The sequence below is a fragment of the Nocardia ninae NBRC 108245 genome (assembly GCF_007990755.1).
Lineage (GTDB): Bacteria > Actinomycetota > Actinomycetes > Mycobacteriales > Mycobacteriaceae > Nocardia > Nocardia ninae.
Genome location: NZ_BJXA01000070.1, coordinates 1 through 14379, shown reverse-complemented (window position 1 = coordinate 14379; position 14379 = coordinate 1). Strand labels below are relative to the sequence as shown.

16 protein-coding genes and 1 pseudogene are annotated in these 14379 nt (G+C 67.6%); 5 read left to right on the top strand and 12 right to left on the bottom strand.

Annotated features, from left to right (window positions below):
- Nucleotides 1-15: 15 nt before the first annotated feature.
- A complete protein-coding gene (locus NN4_RS34545) occupies nt 16-1527 on the top strand; it encodes an alpha/beta hydrolase (RefSeq protein WP_147140079.1) in 1512 nt (503 codons plus the stop codon).
- A gap of 22 nt (nt 1528-1549) precedes the next feature.
- Here NN4_RS34545 and NN4_RS34540 read toward each other — a convergent pair whose 3' ends face one another.
- The 4 genes from NN4_RS34540 to NN4_RS34525 all read right to left on the bottom strand — a co-directional run bounded on the left by NN4_RS34540 (nt 1550) and on the right by NN4_RS34525 (nt 5395).
- Nucleotides 1550-2425, bottom strand: coding sequence for an alpha/beta fold hydrolase (locus NN4_RS34540; RefSeq protein WP_147140076.1), 876 nt, complete (start codon nt 2423-2425; stop codon nt 1550-1552).
- Between the two features lie 119 nt (nt 2426-2544).
- Nucleotides 2545-3513 carry a non-homologous end-joining DNA ligase gene (gene ligD / locus NN4_RS34535; RefSeq protein ID WP_147140074.1) on the bottom strand — a complete coding sequence of 323 codons (969 nt, stop codon included), beginning with the start codon at nt 3511-3513 and terminating at the stop codon, nt 2545-2547.
- 31 nt (nt 3514-3544) lie between these two features.
- A complete protein-coding gene (locus NN4_RS34530) occupies nt 3545-4150 on the bottom strand; it encodes a M23 family metallopeptidase (RefSeq protein ID WP_246181237.1) in 606 nt (201 codons plus the stop codon).
- A 63-nt stretch (nt 4151-4213) separates the two neighbouring features.
- Nucleotides 4214-5395 (bottom strand): cytochrome P450, encoded by a 1182-nt coding sequence (locus NN4_RS34525; protein ID WP_147140072.1) that lies wholly within the window; start codon nt 5393-5395, stop codon nt 4214-4216.
- Between the two features lie 94 nt (nt 5396-5489).
- Here NN4_RS34525 and NN4_RS34520 point away from each other — a divergent pair, with 94 nt between their 5' ends.
- Complete coding sequence (locus NN4_RS34520) at nt 5490-6299, top strand: SAM-dependent methyltransferase (RefSeq protein ID WP_147140070.1); 810 nt, start codon at nt 5490-5492, stop codon at nt 6297-6299.
- Here NN4_RS34520 and NN4_RS34515 read toward each other — a convergent pair whose 3' ends face one another.
- Both NN4_RS34515 and NN4_RS34510 read right to left on the bottom strand, forming a co-directional pair.
- Nucleotides 6300-6800: a DUF5994 family protein gene (locus NN4_RS34515; protein WP_147140068.1), complete on the bottom strand. Its 501-nt coding sequence runs from the start codon at nt 6798-6800 to the stop codon at nt 6300-6302.
- A gap of 64 nt (nt 6801-6864) precedes the next feature.
- Nucleotides 6865-8157 carry a fatty acid desaturase family protein gene (locus tag NN4_RS34510; protein WP_147140066.1) on the bottom strand — a complete coding sequence of 431 codons (1293 nt, stop codon included), beginning with the start codon at nt 8155-8157 and terminating at the stop codon, nt 6865-6867.
- A gap of 91 nt (nt 8158-8248) precedes the next feature.
- Between NN4_RS34510 and NN4_RS34505 the strand changes: the two genes are divergently transcribed.
- Nucleotides 8249-9043, top strand: a complete 795-nt coding sequence (locus tag NN4_RS34505; protein ID WP_147140064.1) for a TetR/AcrR family transcriptional regulator C-terminal domain-containing protein — start codon at nt 8249-8251, stop codon at nt 9041-9043.
- 16 nt (nt 9044-9059) lie between these two features.
- Here NN4_RS34505 and NN4_RS34500 read toward each other — a convergent pair whose 3' ends face one another.
- From NN4_RS34500 to NN4_RS34480, 5 genes are all read right to left on the bottom strand, one after another.
- Entirely contained in the window at nt 9060-9791 is a 732-nt protein-coding gene (locus NN4_RS34500) for a TetR/AcrR family transcriptional regulator C-terminal domain-containing protein (protein ID WP_147140062.1), read from the bottom strand.
- Between the two features lie 92 nt (nt 9792-9883).
- The gene (locus NN4_RS34495; RefSeq protein WP_147140060.1) at nt 9884-10201 is read right to left on the bottom strand and encodes a YbaB/EbfC family nucleoid-associated protein; all 318 of its coding nucleotides are present in this window, start codon (nt 10199-10201) and stop codon (nt 9884-9886) included.
- A 61-nt stretch (nt 10202-10262) separates the two neighbouring features.
- On the bottom strand, nt 10263-10751 hold the full coding sequence (locus NN4_RS34490) for a hypothetical protein (protein WP_147140058.1): 489 nt from the start codon (nt 10749-10751) through the stop codon (nt 10263-10265).
- 2 nt (nt 10752-10753) lie between these two features.
- The gene (locus tag NN4_RS34485) at nt 10754-12115 is read right to left on the bottom strand and encodes a hypothetical protein (protein ID WP_147140056.1); all 1362 of its coding nucleotides are present in this window, start codon (nt 12113-12115) and stop codon (nt 10754-10756) included.
- Nucleotides 12112-12420 carry a hypothetical protein gene (locus NN4_RS34480; protein ID WP_147140054.1) on the bottom strand — a complete coding sequence of 103 codons (309 nt, stop codon included), beginning with the start codon at nt 12418-12420 and terminating at the stop codon, nt 12112-12114. The genes NN4_RS34485 and NN4_RS34480 overlap by 4 nt, the downstream gene beginning before the upstream one ends.
- 154 nt (nt 12421-12574) lie before the next feature.
- Here NN4_RS34480 and NN4_RS34475 point away from each other — a divergent pair, with 154 nt between their 5' ends.
- Nucleotides 12575-13495, top strand: a complete 921-nt coding sequence (locus NN4_RS34475; RefSeq protein ID WP_246181236.1) for an aldose 1-epimerase family protein — start codon at nt 12575-12577, stop codon at nt 13493-13495.
- A 4-nt stretch (nt 13496-13499) separates the two neighbouring features.
- Here the strand turns inward: NN4_RS34475 and NN4_RS47025 are convergent, their stop codons facing one another.
- Nucleotides 13500-13589, bottom strand: coding sequence for a hypothetical protein (locus NN4_RS47025; RefSeq protein WP_371865793.1), 90 nt, complete (start codon nt 13587-13589; stop codon nt 13500-13502).
- Nucleotides 13590-14156: 567 nt separating this feature from the next.
- On the opposite strand from NN4_RS47025, the pseudogene NN4_RS45860 reads away from it, so the two are divergent.
- Nucleotides 14157-14379: pseudogene (locus tag NN4_RS45860) on the top strand (hypothetical protein); the annotation flags it as partial.

Genomic DNA, 14379 nt, shown 5'->3' with positions numbered 1-14379 from the left:
GGGGTGTACCCACGAATGGGTATTTCGACCGCGGCACGCCTAACCCTTTGCGTAACAGCCGTCCTCGCAGTCTGCGTCGGCTGCGGGACCGACGACGCGCCGGACAAGTCCGCGACCGAGAATCGGCAGCCGATCGGATGGGGTGCCTGTCCACCGGGTTCCAGCTCCGCCGTCCAGTGTGCGAGCATCGATGTACCGCTGGACTGGAACAACCCGGACGGGGCGAAGATTCAGGTCGGGATCAATCGACTACCCGCGACCGATCCGGCGCAGAAGATCGGGGATCTGGTCGTCAATCCCGGCGGTCCCGGCGGCGCGGGCACGCAGTTCGTCGCCCTCGAAGGCGCCGAGCCGGGCCTGTTCCCCGGCGGGCTCCGGCAGCGTTTCGATCTGATCGGCTTCGATCCGCGCGGTGTCGGTGCCAGCAGGCCGTCCATCCAGTGCGATGCCGACCTGGCCAACCGGCTGCCCCGTCAATTCCCGCGCGGGCAGCAGGAATTCGACGACATGGTCGCGGCGAACCGCGCGTTCGGCGACAGCTGCCGCCGCCGGACCGGTGAGCTGCTCGACCATGTGGACACGGTGAGCGTCGCCCGCGATCTCGAGGTGCTGCGCCAACGCCTCGGCGGCGCACCGCTGACCTACCTCGGCCTGTCCTACGGCACCGAGATCGGCGCGGAGTACGCCCGCCTGTTCCCCGACAAGAGCCGCGCCCTGGCGCTGGACGGTGCGCTCGTGCACTCCCAGCCGACGAGCACCATGAGCTTCTACGAATCCGTCGCGATCGAGGACAGCTGGAATCGCTTCGCGGCGTGGTGCCGATCCGCGGCCGAATGCGCGGTGCGCGAACAGGATCCGTCGCAGGTGCTGGACGATCTGGTCACCAAGGCCGAGCAGCACCCATTGCCGGCACCGACCTGCCAGAGCACGGGCAAGTGCCGCGGCGAGGTCACCACCGACGACCTGCTGACCAACCTCCAGGGCAGGCTGCTGTCCAGAGATCCCATCCCGAATATCGGCGATGAAGGTTGGCCCGGCCTGTCCGCCCGGCTCGACCAGGCGCGCAACGGTGACGCGAGCGGCTTCGCCTCGGCCGCGTTCACGGCCGACAGCAACCACGCCGATCTGGGTGTCGGCTGCGCGGACTTCCGGCCCGACTTCGACAGCTACGCCGCGCTGAAAGCCCAGCAGACCCTGCTCGCCACCATCGCACCGCACACCCGTGGCGTCAGCCAGTCCTACCGGTACCTCGCGCGGTGCCAGGGCTGGCCTGCCCGAGCCAATCCCGCACGGGAGACCGTCGCCGAACCCACCATCGCGACACTGATCGTCAACGCGACCCACGACCCGTCGACCTCCTACGGCTGGGCACAGCTGATGCTGACCCAGATCCGCGGCTCCGTCCTGCTGACCCGCGACGGCGACGGGCACACGTCCTTCATGGGTCCCGGTCGCACCAGGGACGCCATCGTCCGCTACCTGATCGACGCCACGCCGCCCGCCGCGGGTCTCGTGCTGCCCGACTGAGAACTGTTGGGCCGCAGGGCGGTCAGTCCTTCGGCCAGTGCCGGTCCAGGAAGTCGGCGATGAGCGGGGCGATGTCGGGGAGCTTGTCTTCGAGGGCGAAGTGACCGGTGTCGAAGATGTGCAGTTCGGCGTCGGGGAGGTCGTGCAGGTAGGCGTGCGCACCCGGTTCGGGGAAGAAGGGGTCGTTGCGGCCCCAGACGATCAGGGCCGGCGGGGTGTGCGTGCGGAGCCATTCTTGCCACTGCGGGTACTGCTCGACGTTGCTGTGGTAGTCGAAGGCCAACGCCACCTGGGCTGCTTTGCGGCCGGGCAGGTCGAGGAAGTGCTGGTCGAGAGTCCAGCCGTCGGGGGCGAGGAGTTCGGGATCGCCGACGCCGTGTTCGTACTGTCCGCGGGTGCCGGGGAGGGTGAGCAGGTCCCGAATGGCGGGTTCGGCGTCGGGCTGGTCGGGGCGCAGGGCCACGAAGTCGCGGGCGCCGTCGGAAAGGCCCTCCTCGTAGGCGTTTCCGTTCTGGATGACGAGTCCGGCGACCCATTCGGGGTGCCTGGTGGCGATGCGGAAGCCGACCGGTGCGCCGAAATCGAAGGCGTACAGGAAGAATCGCGTGAGTTCCAAGCGCTCCAGGAACCCTTCGACGATGTCGGCCAGCCGGTCGAAGGAGTAGGTGAACGAGTCGGGCGCTGCCGTGTGCCCGAAGCCGGGGTAGTCGGGCGCGATGAGCCGATAGCTGCCGCCGAGGGCATCGATCAGCCGGCGGAACTGGTGCGACGCCGACGGAAATCCGTGCAGGAGCAGCAGTACCGGCGCGTCGTCGGGCCCGGCCTGCCGGTAGAACACCCGAACACCGTCGACCTCGACGAACCTGTGCTCGACCCGAGGTAGATCATTGACCGGCATTGCTGCCCTCTTCTCTGCTAGCTCGACATCCCGCGCCGGAGCGCCGGGATTGGTGGAACCATCGAGAGTGGGCAGAACATTCCCGCAGTCGAGCAGCACGGGTTGCGTGCGACCGCGAATTACTGCTCCGGTTGCGGATTTTCCCGGCGCGCGCGAGCCCGGCGCTTGCCCTCGTGCATCGCTTGCACCCGAGCGATGGGAATGGTGTGGCCCTCCTCGATGAGATCGGCGGGCAGCGTTTGGGGTTCGGGCATTTCGTCCGACCACGGGTCGCGCTCGCCGAGTTGGCTCAGGGCGGTGCGGACGGTGAAATCCTGCGGCGTGACGTTGTCGAGATCGGCCCAGCCGACCGGGAACGACACCGTGGTCCCCGGCCGGATCCGCGGGCTGTACGCGGCGACGACGGTCCCGCCGCCCGCGCGGGTGGAGTCGAGGAACACCCGTCCGCCCCGGTCCTCACGGATGAAGGCGGTGGTGGCGAGGTCCGGATCGAGCCGCTCGGCGCGGGCCGCGACCGCCCGGGTGGCCGCAGCGACGTCCTCGATCGACAGACCGGGCTGCAGCGGCACGAAGACGTGCACACCTTTGGCGCCACTGGTTTTCACCGCACCGGCCAGCCCGTCGTCGGCGAGCGCCGCGCGGATCAGCTTCGCGGCCAGCACCGCCTGCCGGAACGGCTGGTCCGGCGACGGGTCGAGGTCGAGCACGAGATGGGTCGGGCCCTTGCTGTGCTCGGCGAGCAGCAGCGTGGTGTGGTACTCGACCGCGCGCTGATTGCCGAACCAGAGCAGCGTGCGGACGTCGTCGCACAGCGCGTAAGTCACCTCGCGGTGCGAACTCTCGGCCCACACCGTCACCCGATGCAGCCAGTCGGGGGTGTACTTGGGCAGGTTCTTCTGCATGAACGGCTGCTGGCCCGGCCGCACCCGCACCACCGACAGCGGACGGTCGCGCAGCTGTCGCACCAGTCGATCACCGACGGCCTCGAGGTAGTCGATCAGATCGCGCTTGGTCGCCTCGGCGCCGTCGAACAACGGCTTGTCCAGATTGGTCAGCGTCACCCCGGCGCGGACCTCTTCACTGCCCATCGGCTCACCTTGCCCGCCGCGGACAGCGCGGTCAACCCGCCTGCACCGCGTGCCGTACCTCGGCGAGCGCATCGACGACAGTCCGGTTCTCCCCCTGCGCGTTCTGTCCGAGCTGCGCCCATCCCCGGCCTTCCGGACCGCACAGTTGCGTCCATACCTCGCGGGTCCGGTCGAGCAGTTCACGCTGTTCGACCTCGCCGAGCCCCCAGAGGAAATCCGCGGGATAGGCGGCGCCGCGCAGCCACCCCAGCGGGTCGATCTTGGCGCCGGGGTCGTACCCGTGCGGCATGACGCTCAAGTGCAGGTGCGGGCCGGTGGATCCGCCGTTGTTGCCGACGTAGGCGATCAGCTGCCCCGCCTCGACGCGGTCACCGACCGACAGTCCGGTCGCGCCCGCGTCCCACATGTGTCCGTATTCGCTCACTCCACCACCGTCGGCGCTCGGGTGGTCGATCACGATCCACTCGCCGTACCCGCCGGCGGCGCCGAGGAACAGGACGGTGCCGCCGGCACACGCGTAGATCGGCGTCCCGTCGGGCGCGGGAAAATCCTGCCCGGCATGAAAACCACCCTCGCGGGGTCCGAACGGTGAGCCGATCGTGAGTGCTGCTCGAGTCATGGGCCAGTAACGGGTCATGGGTGCCCTCCTCTCGCTCCGAATATCGAGCAGCGGGCGGGAGAACGTGCCCGTCCGGTCCGCTCAGCGGGCCGTGACGGTGGTGGGCAGGGCGGCGAAGCCGCGGTTGTTCGAGGCGTGGATGCGGCGCACGCCCTCGGGGTCGATGTCGTAGTCGGCGACCTTGCCGACGATCTCCTCGAGGGCGACCCGCAGCTCCAGCTGTGCCAGGTTGGCGCCGAGGCAGTGGTGACGTCCGCTGCCGAACACCAGCGACGCACCGGTGTCGCGGTCCAGGTCGAAGGTGTCGGGGTCGGTGAACACCGCGGGGTCGCGATTGGCGGAGCCCAGGAGCAGCAGCATGCGCGCGCCGGCCGGAATCGACACCCCGTGCAGCTCGAACGGCTCGGTGGCGGTGCGCAGCGTGGTCTGGGTCGAGGGTTCGTAGCGCATGGATTCGGCGATCCAGGCGTCGATCCGCCCGTCGAAGGCCTTGCGGCGCTGGCCGGGATGCTGCCATGCGGTGTGCCAGAGGTTGCCGAGGGTGAGCATGGTGGTTTCGATGCCCGCGCCGACGAGCAGGATCAGCACGCTGACGATCTCCTCGGGCGTGAGCCGATCGTCGCCGTCGGCCGCGTCGAGCAGCCCGGACAGCAGGTCGTCGCGGCGGTCCTGGCTCCGTGCGATGGTCAGCTCGGTGTAGTAGCCGATGAGGGCGCCGATCGCCTGGATGGCCTCGGGCCGCAGATCGGTGGACTCCTCGTCGTTGTACATGATTTCCATGCCGAGTTTGCGGAGCATCTCGCGGTCCCGCTCGGGCACGCCGACCAGTTCGGCGACCACCTCGGTCGGGAAGGGGCCCGCGAAATCGGCCATCATGTCGAAGCTGCCGCGCTCGAGCAGGGGCGCCAGCAGCCCGCTGGCGATCTCGCGTAACCGGGTCTCCAACCCCTGCACCCGGTGCTGGGTGAAGGCCCGCGCGACCAGCCCGCGCAGCCGGGTGTGCCGGGGCGGATCCATCGCGACGAAGGAGAACATCTGCTCGGCCTGCGGTCCCCAGAACGCCGGTTCCATCCGGATGGCACCGTTCGCGCTCGAGAACCGGTCCGAATCGCGCAGTGCGGCAAGGACATCCGCATACCGGGAGAGGGCCCAGAAGTCGTCGGTCTCGTTGCGGTAGACCGGCGCCTCGGTCCGCAGCCTCGCGTAGTACGGGTACGGGTCGCGGTGGACGTCGAAGTCGTATGGGCTGTACTGCAGTGGCATGATGAAGCCTTCCGGACGGCGCGACGGCACCATCGCTACCGGTTCGCAACTCGAACTGACATGATGACAATAGTCGAGATGAATTGAGGGCGTTGTGAACTCGGAACCCCCAGCCTCGCGGATCGACGTCTCCAAGCCGCATCCGGCGCGCCGCTACGACTACTGGCTCGGCGGCAAGGACAACTTCCCCGCGGACCGGGAATCGGCCGACATGGTGGCCGAGGCCTTCCCCACCGTCCGCCTGGCCGCCCTGGAGAATCGCGCCTTCCTGCGGCGGGTGGTCGCCTACCTGGCCGACGCAGGGGTCCGGCAGTTCCTCGATATCGGAGCCGGCCTGCCCACCGCGGGCAATGTGCACGAGATCGCGCAGGATATCGCCCCCGAATCCCGCGTCGTCTACGTCGACAACGACCCGATCGTGCTGGTGCACGCCCGCGCGCTGCTCAACAGCTCGCCCGAGGGCGCGACCGCCTACCTCGACGCGGACATCCGCGAGCCCGACCGCATCCTCGCCCACCCCGACCTGGCCCGGGTCCTCGACCTGGACCAGCCGGTGGCACTGATGCTGGTGGCCATCATGCACTTCATCACCGACGACGACGGACCCTACGAGCTGGTGCGCAAGCTGTGCGACGCGCTGCCCTCGGGCAGCTACCTGGTGATGACCCACGCCACCAGCGACCATCTCACCGCCGAGGAGCTCGCGGAGTCGAACGCCGCCAACCTGCGCAGCGGGGTGCCGTTCCGCTTACGCAGCACCGAGGAGTTCACCCGTTTCTTCACCGACTTGGAGCTCGTCCCGCCGGGCATCGGCTCGGTGATGACGTGGCGGCCGGGCGAGTGGCGCCCGCACCCGAGGCCGGAGGCGGTCTCCATGCTCGGCGCGGTGGCCCGCATCCGCTGATCAGCGCGGGCCGCGGTCGGCGCCGCCTTCGGAATCCCAGCGTTGCACCGCCGCGACACCTTCGGCGCGGTCACCGCGCTCGCGGGTGCCGATCGTCAGCAGCTCGTCGACCGCCGATTCGTTGTCGACTGCGGACGCGCAGACCATCGTCGCCGAGGCGTCGAGCTCGACGGCGGCGGGCGGTACAACCAACAGCACTACCCTGCGGTCCTTCACACCCAGCAACTCGACCGTGTGCAGCGTCCCTTGTCGGAACCCCTCCATTCGCACCGTTCGACCGGCGATCACGAGCTCACCGGACGTTCGCGCCCATTCGTCGAGCGGATAAGCCACGTGATGGATGGGCCCGATCCGATCGGCGACGGCGGCGAGCAGCGCGGGGAGCTCGGCCGCCAAATCTTCGCTGTGCGGCCACCACGCTCCGTCGACATATCCGGTCTTCGGCGCTTTCGGCTTCAGCCGCAGGCGCAGTGCGCGTTGCCCGGCGCGGGTCGTCGTCATGACCGCGCCTCGCCGGTGCGTTGCTCTGTCGTGCGCGCAGCGCACTGAGTGGTGATTCGATCGCTCATGGTCGATCCTCCTGCCGCGGCCGGGTGTCGGCCGGGTTGATCCGGAGCGGACGGCGCGGTGACCTCCGCATGGCTACCCGTGCCTTCTCGGCGCGCCGCAGCGCGGTGCGCAGTCCGCTCCGGCCGAGCGGACGGACGGTATCAGGTGCGTCGAAAGCTTTGACCCCGAGGAACTTTCGTTCCGACGCGGTTTCCGGGGCATCGTCGGACGTGGCGGTCAGCAAGCTGTCCGGCAGGGCCAGTTTGTGGATGGTGCGCAGGGTCAGCAGGTACTGATGCAGCAGTGACCCGCTGGTGTAGGGCAGGTCGTACTTGTCGCAGAGTTCCCGCACCCGCAGCGCGATCTCGGCGTATCGATTGCTCGGCAGGTCGGGGAACAGGTGGTGCTCGATCTGATAGCAGAGGTTGCCGCTGAGGAAGGCCAGCATCGGGCCCGCGTCGAAGTTCGCGGTGCCGAGCATCTGGCGCAGGTACCACTCGCCCTTGGTCTCGTCGGCCACCACGGTGGGCTCGAACTTCTCCGCGCCGTCGGGGAAGTGCCCGCAGAAGATCACCACGTACGCCCAGAGGTTCCGCAGCACGTTCGCGCTGGCGTTCGCGGCGAGGGTGCGCCGCCAGCGGCGTCCGCTGAGCGCGGGGAACAGCAGATAGTCCTTGCCGGCCTGTCTGGCTATCTTGCCCAGGAACGACTTGGTCTGCGCGGCCTTCTGCATCGGGTCCGCGGAGCGGTCGCGTTCGGAATACATGCCGTGCAGCGCGATGCCCCATTCGAAGGTGGCCGCCAGCAACAGGTTTCGCAGCGGCTGCAGCAGATGCCCCGGCTTCCATCGTTCGTCGCGGGTCACTCGCATCACGCCGAACCCGATGTCCTCGTCCATGCCGAGCACGTTCGTATAGACGTGGTGGCGATAGTTGTGCGAATAGCGCCACTGCGCCGACACGCCCGCCATGTCCCACTCCCAGGTGCTGGAGTGGATCTCCGGGTCGTTCATCCAGTCCCACTGGCCGTGGCAGACGTTGTGGCCGATCTCCATGTTCTCGATGCTCTTCGCCAGGGCCAGCCCGGCGGTCCCCGCCAGCCAGCCGGCACGGCCGCGGCTGAGCCCGATCGTCAGCCGGGACGCGGCGTCGAGCGCCCGCTGGACTGCGATCGTGCGACGAATGTACGTCGCGTCACGCGCGCCACGCTGCTCCTGGATGTCGCGGCGGATCGCGTCGAGCTCGAGTCCGAGCGCGTCGATATCCGCCGTGCTCAGGTGCGCGTAAGCAGCGACCTCTGTTATTGCCATGGGTTTCCTCGAGTTGCGGAACAGCGTATGTCTACAGCGTAGGCTTACATCGTTGACAAAGCACCCTTCAGCCGGAAAGGCGCTGGATTCGATGAATCGAATCAGGGCCGGGCCAGGCGACCCCTCGGATGCCGAGGCGGGTCTGCCCGCTCGTAAGAACCGCAGGAACCACCCGTTGACCCGAGCCGCCATGCTCGCGGCCGCGCTGGAGATCATCGACAGCGACAGCGTCGACCGCCTGTCCATGCGCCGCCTCGGCGCGGCACTCGGGCGCGACCCGATGGTGCTGTACCGACATGCCGCGAACAAAGCCGCGGTGCTCGACGGCGTCGCCGAGATCGTGCTCGAGCAACTGACCATCGACACCGCCGACCCCGACTGGCAGCACCAGCTGCGCGTGGTCGCGCGCGACTTCCGCAGGTTGGCCGTCGCCCATCCGAATGTGGTCCCACTGCTGGTCACGCGGCCGTTGGCGACGCCGATCGGCCTGCGACCGACGGGCACGCTGCGACCGCTCGAACGCCTGCTCGTGCTGCTCACCCACGCCGATTTCAGCGGCACCGACGCGCTGCTCATCTACCGGGCGCTGTTCGGATTCCTCTATGGCCACATCCTCACCGAGCTTCAGGAAGTCATCGAACGACCAGAGGAGACCACCGATCTGCTGCGCATGGGCCTCAATCGTTTGCCCATCGGCGAATTTCCGCTACTGCGCAGCCTCGCCGCCGACCTCGCCGCCTACGACGGCGTCGCCGAACTGGAACTCGGCCTGGATATTCTGATCAGTGGCCTCGCCACCGCCGTGACACCGGGCGGCGTCGTTCCCGACAGCGCCGAAGCAGTTGCCGCACAGCAGCGTTGGGACTCCGAGGGCGGGGCACAGTGAGGCCGGGCGAGGTTCCTCAGCCGGGGCCGGGCAACGTCGCGGTGAGGCCGGCGAGCAGGATGTCGAGCCCGCGTTCGAGTTCCACGGCGCCGTCGTAGCCGGCCAGCACCGGCGCGAGTTCCCGCAGCAGCGGGAATTCGCTGATCGGCAGCCGATGCAGCCCGAGTCGTAGCACCTCGTCGGTCTCTTCCGGCCGTTCCACGATCTCCTGCAACTCGTTGAGCACATGCCCGTACAGGAATCCGAACAGCGCGCGATAGATGTGCAGCGCGTCGGCTCCCGAGAAGCCGGCCTTGGTCAACAAGGCGAGCATGTGCTCGAGTGGCCGCACCACCGAGGGCGGACGCAACCCGAGCGGCGTCGCCAACGGCCGGGTGACCAGCAGCGGAACCACCCGCGGATGTGCGAGGGCAAGTTCGCGGAAGTCGTGTGCGACCGCCCGCAACTGGTGCTGCCAGTCCGGATCGGTGGCGTCGACCGTCAGCTGGGCGAACAGGAGCTCGGCGACACCGTCGAGGACGGCCGCTTTGTTGGGAACATGCCGGTAGATCACCATGGGATCCCGGCCGACCGCCTCGGCCAGTCGCCGCATGGACAGCCCGTCCACACCGTCGCTGTCGATGATCGCCAGCGCGGCGTCCAGCACGGCTGCCCTGGTGACCGGGCTTTCGCCCCGACCGGGGGTCGCGCCTCCGTTGCGCGCGCTGCCCGATCGAGAACTGCCGCGTTTGGCGGGGGGCTCGGTCATCCGGGTAGGCCTCATTCCCTATCTTCGATAGGTCAGGGGCGTAGACCTACGACGTTGACACTACGTCATACGTCCTGCCCTACCCTGTCGACTCACCACCCCGATTCGAAGCGACCATTGCCGGCGTGTTCCGCCTGCCCGCGCCGTTCAGCCTCCAAACGCGCGGAATTGGCCTCGACGAAAATACGGGTGGAACTCACCTGGGGGTCCTCGGTGAGCTCGCGCATCGCCGCCTCGACCTGTGGTTCCTTATCGGCCACCGCGGCCTCGTAGGCGGCGAGGATGCGCTCGGCATTCGGCACGTTGACCGACAGCAGCCGGTTTTCGGCATCGACCTCCACGCGCACGCCGTCGACCTTGCCGACACCACGGATCTGGGCCAATTCATACTGGGCGCGCTGGACTTTCATGCCCAGCTCTTCGTGCGCAGGTTGCACGGAAAAACCTCACTCGATCGAAAAGTATGCGCGCTCAGCCGCCGGCCGAGGCTTGGAATATCAGCAGGGGCCGGTCGGGGTGCAGGTATCCGCGCGCCGAGCCGTCCCATTCGGTGGATCCGCCGAGCGCGGCGTCGAATTCGGCCCCGGTGAGATAGGTTCCAGCCGGAACTGCTTGTTGCAGGCCGTCTTTGAGCGTCGGCGCGGCGGTGGGCTCGGCGGGCGCATACCGGCTCCGCAGCTCCGCCGCGGTCGCCGGCTCCAGTTCCACTACCGCGTCCACCCAATAGATCGTGGGACCCGGGGCGCCGGAGGAATTGTCCCAGCCGATCCACGAGACCGACGCCGGCTGCCCGATGAGCGGAAAGTACTTCATCAGAGATTCCGGGTCGGAGCGGACGGTGTCGTCGGACACCTGGCTGGACCTTTCCTGCGGGGTGGAGTCGGAGAACGGCGAGGTGCAGCCGAGCACGGTCAGTACCGCTGCCGCGAGGGCGGCAGCGGCGGAAACTCTTCTGGGCACCGTCATTTCGGGCGGGCGCTGCCCGTCTCGCGGTCGTTGTCCGGCATCCGTCCGTCGTCACCGTCGTAGCGACTGTCGCTGCGATCCTCGCGCCCGGGATTGCGTTGCGGATCGGAGCCGCGGTCCACGGTCGCGCTCGACGGCGGTTGTCCCACCTCCCACGACACGGTCCGGGTGAGGCTGCCGCTCGATTCGAACGGCTTCGCCCAGCCGATCTCGGCGAAGCGCCCGTTCTCGGCATCACTGACGCCGGTGCCCTTGTCGTGCTTGCCCTTGTCGAAGTTGTAGTAGTCCTGGGCCGACACCGTGACGTCCATGACCACGCGATTGCCCTCAACCCGCACGTTCGAGTGGCTGTACTGCTGGTAGCCGCCGATGGCCTTCTGCCAGTTCTCGGTCACCGGGTAGTTCGTCCCCGCGTCTTTGCCGACGCTGATCGGCTTGCCGTTCATCTGAAAGTTCTTGTTTCCACTGCGGACGAACTGGTCGGCGGCGGCAGCGGCTCGGCTGATCTCGTAGTCCACCGCCTGCTTGATCGACCTGTCCTCGTTGTAGCCCTCGGCGTAGTCGAACTTCATCGGCTTGCCGTTGTTGTCCCAGTAGTGGCGGTACAACGCGGTGGCGTCGTCGAAGTCTTTGAAGGCCTCGCCGCCCGCCAGCTTCGCCTTCCATTTCTGCTTGGCCAGCCAGTCGCCGAAACCGCCTTCCTTCGTGTTGTAGAGGAAGGTGTCGTCGTGGTGCACGCCCGGTATCTTCGGCGGGCCGATCTCGTAGCGGCCGTCGGACGAGCGGGTCAGGGCCAGCGGGGGCAACTCGGGCATGGGCGCTCCGGGCGACTTCGTCAGCACCTGCAACCCTTCCACCCCCTTGTTGATGGATCCGGCCGCCTTCTGCTCGTCCTCGGCGAAACTCTTCAGCAAGGTCTGGATCCTGACCTGGAAACCGATCGCCTGGCTGTCGAGTTTCGCCTGCATGATGAGTGCGAGCAGCGGGCTGCCCGGATATCTCGGTGCGGTGACCGTGCCATTGTCGGCGACCTTCATGCCCGCGGCGGCCGCCTCGTTGTCCACGATCGTCAGCAAAGAGGTCTTGGTGAGATCCAATTGCAGGCCGAAGGTCGCGAAGTACTGGGCGATCCGGCCCGCCACCTCATCGATGTAGTTGGCCGAGAGTTTCTCACCGAGCGCGCGCACCGACGCCCCCGCCGCACCCTCGCCTTTCCAGCCCTTCGCCACCGCGTCCACGTCCCGGCCCATGCCGTCGACCTCACGCACGAAATCACCGGTGCGCGACGCCAATTGGGTGCCGTAGGTGACCATCGTCGACGGCACGCACGCGCGCACATGGCTGATCGTCGTCGTCATTCCTTCGCCTTATCGGGGCTCGGCGGCATGATTCTGCGGAACTGCTCGACGAACGCTCGTTCGACGTCGCCGTAGGCCTTCACGCCGGAGTTGGTGACCGCCGCCATCTGTTCGATATTGCTCCGCAGTGCGCCGTAGGCCGCGAGCGCGGCGGGACCGACGGCCGCCATCGCCTGCTGAACCGGCGAATCCGGCATCGTTGTCTGCGCGTCGATTTTGATGCCGGCAATGGTCGTCGCGCGTCCGGTGAGGGCCTTGCCGAGCCCGCGCAGCGCGTCGAGATCGGCCTGCAAGATATCGCCCATGAGCTCCCCTGTGGGTAACCGAGGAACTGCACCTCGGAAGAAGCGACGGTAACATCCCCCAAAACCCTTGAAAAGTACCAACTTTCATTGGCTGCCCGGGTTAGCTCGGAGGTGGTAGAGGGCGGCAGGGCGGGTGGCGGTACCGTCCTCACCTATGACTCCGCCACCGTCGGGACAGCAGTTCGCCATCGGTCGGGGCGACCAGCGGGCGGTGATCGTCGAGGTCGGCGGCGGCATCCGGGAGTTCCGGGTGGCCGGGCGCGATGTGCTCGAGCCCTACGACGTGCTGGCGATGGCCGACGGTGGCCGTGGCGCCGCGTTGATTCCGTGGCCGAACCGGTTGGCGGACGGCAGATATCGCTTCGACGGCGTCGACCATCAGCTCGCGCTGTCCGAACCGGCGACGAACACCGCGATCCACGGGCTGCTGCGCTGGCGGCCGTGGCGGGCCTGCGACGCGCAGGAGGACGAGGTCACCATGCGCACTACGTTGCACCCCTGCAAGGGTTATCCGTTCCATCTCGACCTCGCCATCTGCTACGCACTGTCCGACGACGGGCTGGCGGTCACCACGACGGCCACCAATCTCGGCGCGACCGCGGCACCGTACGGCTGTGGCCACCATCCGTATCTCTCGCCGGGCGAGGGCAAAATCGACGCCGCTGTCCTGCATTTCGAGGCTGCGACCCGGATCCTCACCGACCCCGACCGACAGCTGCCGATCGGTACCGAAGCCGTGCGCGGCACACCGTTCGACTTCAGCACGCCGAAACAGCTGGGCGCGTTGACCATCGATCATCCGTTCACCGACCTGGCCCGCGACGACGACGGACGGGCCTGGGTCCGGTTGCGCGGCACCGACGGGGCGGTCGCCGAGCTGTGGATGGACGACTCCTATCCGGTGCTGCAACTGTTCACCGCCGACACCCTCGCCCCGGCACACCGGCGCACCGGCCTCGCCGCCGAGCCGATGACCTGTCCGCCCAATGCTTTTCACAGCGGCGACGGCGTGATCCGGCTGCCCCCTGGGGCCACCGTGCGGACCAGGTGGGGCGCGCGACTGACTCGGTCCTGACCGATCAGGCGGCGGCCGTGGGGGTTCCGCGCTGGAAGTGCTGCGCGACACCGCCGTCGGGCGTGGGGTACGCGTCGCCGATCGGATATCCGATTATCCAGCCCGCGCCTGGATGATCCAGCGCCGCAAAGAGTCAGCGGCGGTACCCGAACCGTACCTTTATTTCCGAAAATACAATGTGAAAATCAATTAATCACTTTGCCTGCGCCGACCCCCGTAGTAATCGACGCCAAAAAGGCGTAGGCTGAATTTGCTGCACCAGCCCGGTCGATATCAGATGCGATGGCCGCCGCTGGCAGATGAGTCAAAGCGTGGATGAATATCCGCCGATGTCAGTGCTTCATTACCGGCACAGAGGCGTTCGCACGAGATGGTGACCACCCGATGTGGTCGTCCGTAACAGCCTCGGTAGCAACGGATTAGACATGACAGCCCGAGCACGGCGAAAACTGCGTCCACCACTGAGATCCAGTCTCACACACCGCTGACGAAACCGGCGAAGTAATTGGCTTGCCGATAAAAGGCGAGCCGGTGAAATGCGCCGCGACGCGCTGCGCATTCGCCTTACTTCATACCGATGCGGAAAATCGAGGACGCGCGCCACCATGGCTGATTTCACGAATATCGGCCGCAGCGAATAAGCAATACAGGAGCATTTATCATGACGACTACACGCAATACACGCACCCGTATCGCCGCCCTTTTCGGTGGCATCATTCTGACCACGGGCGCAATGATCGCTGTCGCCCCGCCGGCTTTCGCGGCCTGCAATGCCATGAACGGCGCCAGCGGCGCCCCCGGCACGGCCTCTCAGCCGGCCGGCGGCGTCGGCGGCAACGGCAGCGCCGGTACCCCGAACTGTCCTGGTGGCAACGGCGGTAGCG

Coding starts and splice junctions, on each gene's coding strand:
- NN4_RS34545 (WP_147140079.1), top strand. CDS start 16: ATGGGTATTTCGACCGCGGCACGCCTAACCCTTTGCGTAACAGCCGTC.
- NN4_RS34540 (WP_147140076.1), bottom strand. CDS start 2,425: ATGCCGGTCAATGATCTACCTCGGGTCGAGCACAGGTTCGTCGAGGTC.
- ligD (WP_147140074.1), bottom strand. CDS start 3,513: ATGGGCAGTGAAGAGGTCCGCGCCGGGGTGACGCTGACCAATCTGGAC.
- NN4_RS34530 (WP_246181237.1), bottom strand. CDS start 4,150: ATGACCCGTTACTGGCCCATGACTCGAGCAGCACTCACGATCGGCTCA.
- NN4_RS34525 (WP_147140072.1), bottom strand. CDS start 5,395: ATGCCACTGCAGTACAGCCCATACGACTTCGACGTCCACCGCGACCCG.
- NN4_RS34515 (WP_147140068.1), bottom strand. CDS start 6,800: ATGACGACGACCCGCGCCGGGCAACGCGCACTGCGCCTGCGGCTGAAG.
- NN4_RS34510 (WP_147140066.1), bottom strand. CDS start 8,157: ATGGCAATAACAGAGGTCGCTGCTTACGCGCACCTGAGCACGGCGGAT.
- NN4_RS34505 (WP_147140064.1), top strand. CDS start 8,249: ATGAATCGAATCAGGGCCGGGCCAGGCGACCCCTCGGATGCCGAGGCG.
- NN4_RS34500 (WP_147140062.1), bottom strand. CDS start 9,791: ATGACCGAGCCCCCCGCCAAACGCGGCAGTTCTCGATCGGGCAGCGCG.
- NN4_RS34495 (WP_147140060.1), bottom strand. CDS start 10,201: ATGAAAGTCCAGCGCGCCCAGTATGAATTGGCCCAGATCCGTGGTGTC.
- NN4_RS34485 (WP_147140056.1), bottom strand. CDS start 12,115: ATGACGACGACGATCAGCCATGTGCGCGCGTGCGTGCCGTCGACGATG.
- NN4_RS34480 (WP_147140054.1), bottom strand. CDS start 12,420: ATGGGCGATATCTTGCAGGCCGATCTCGACGCGCTGCGCGGGCTCGGC.
- NN4_RS34475 (WP_246181236.1), top strand. CDS start 12,575: ATGACTCCGCCACCGTCGGGACAGCAGTTCGCCATCGGTCGGGGCGAC.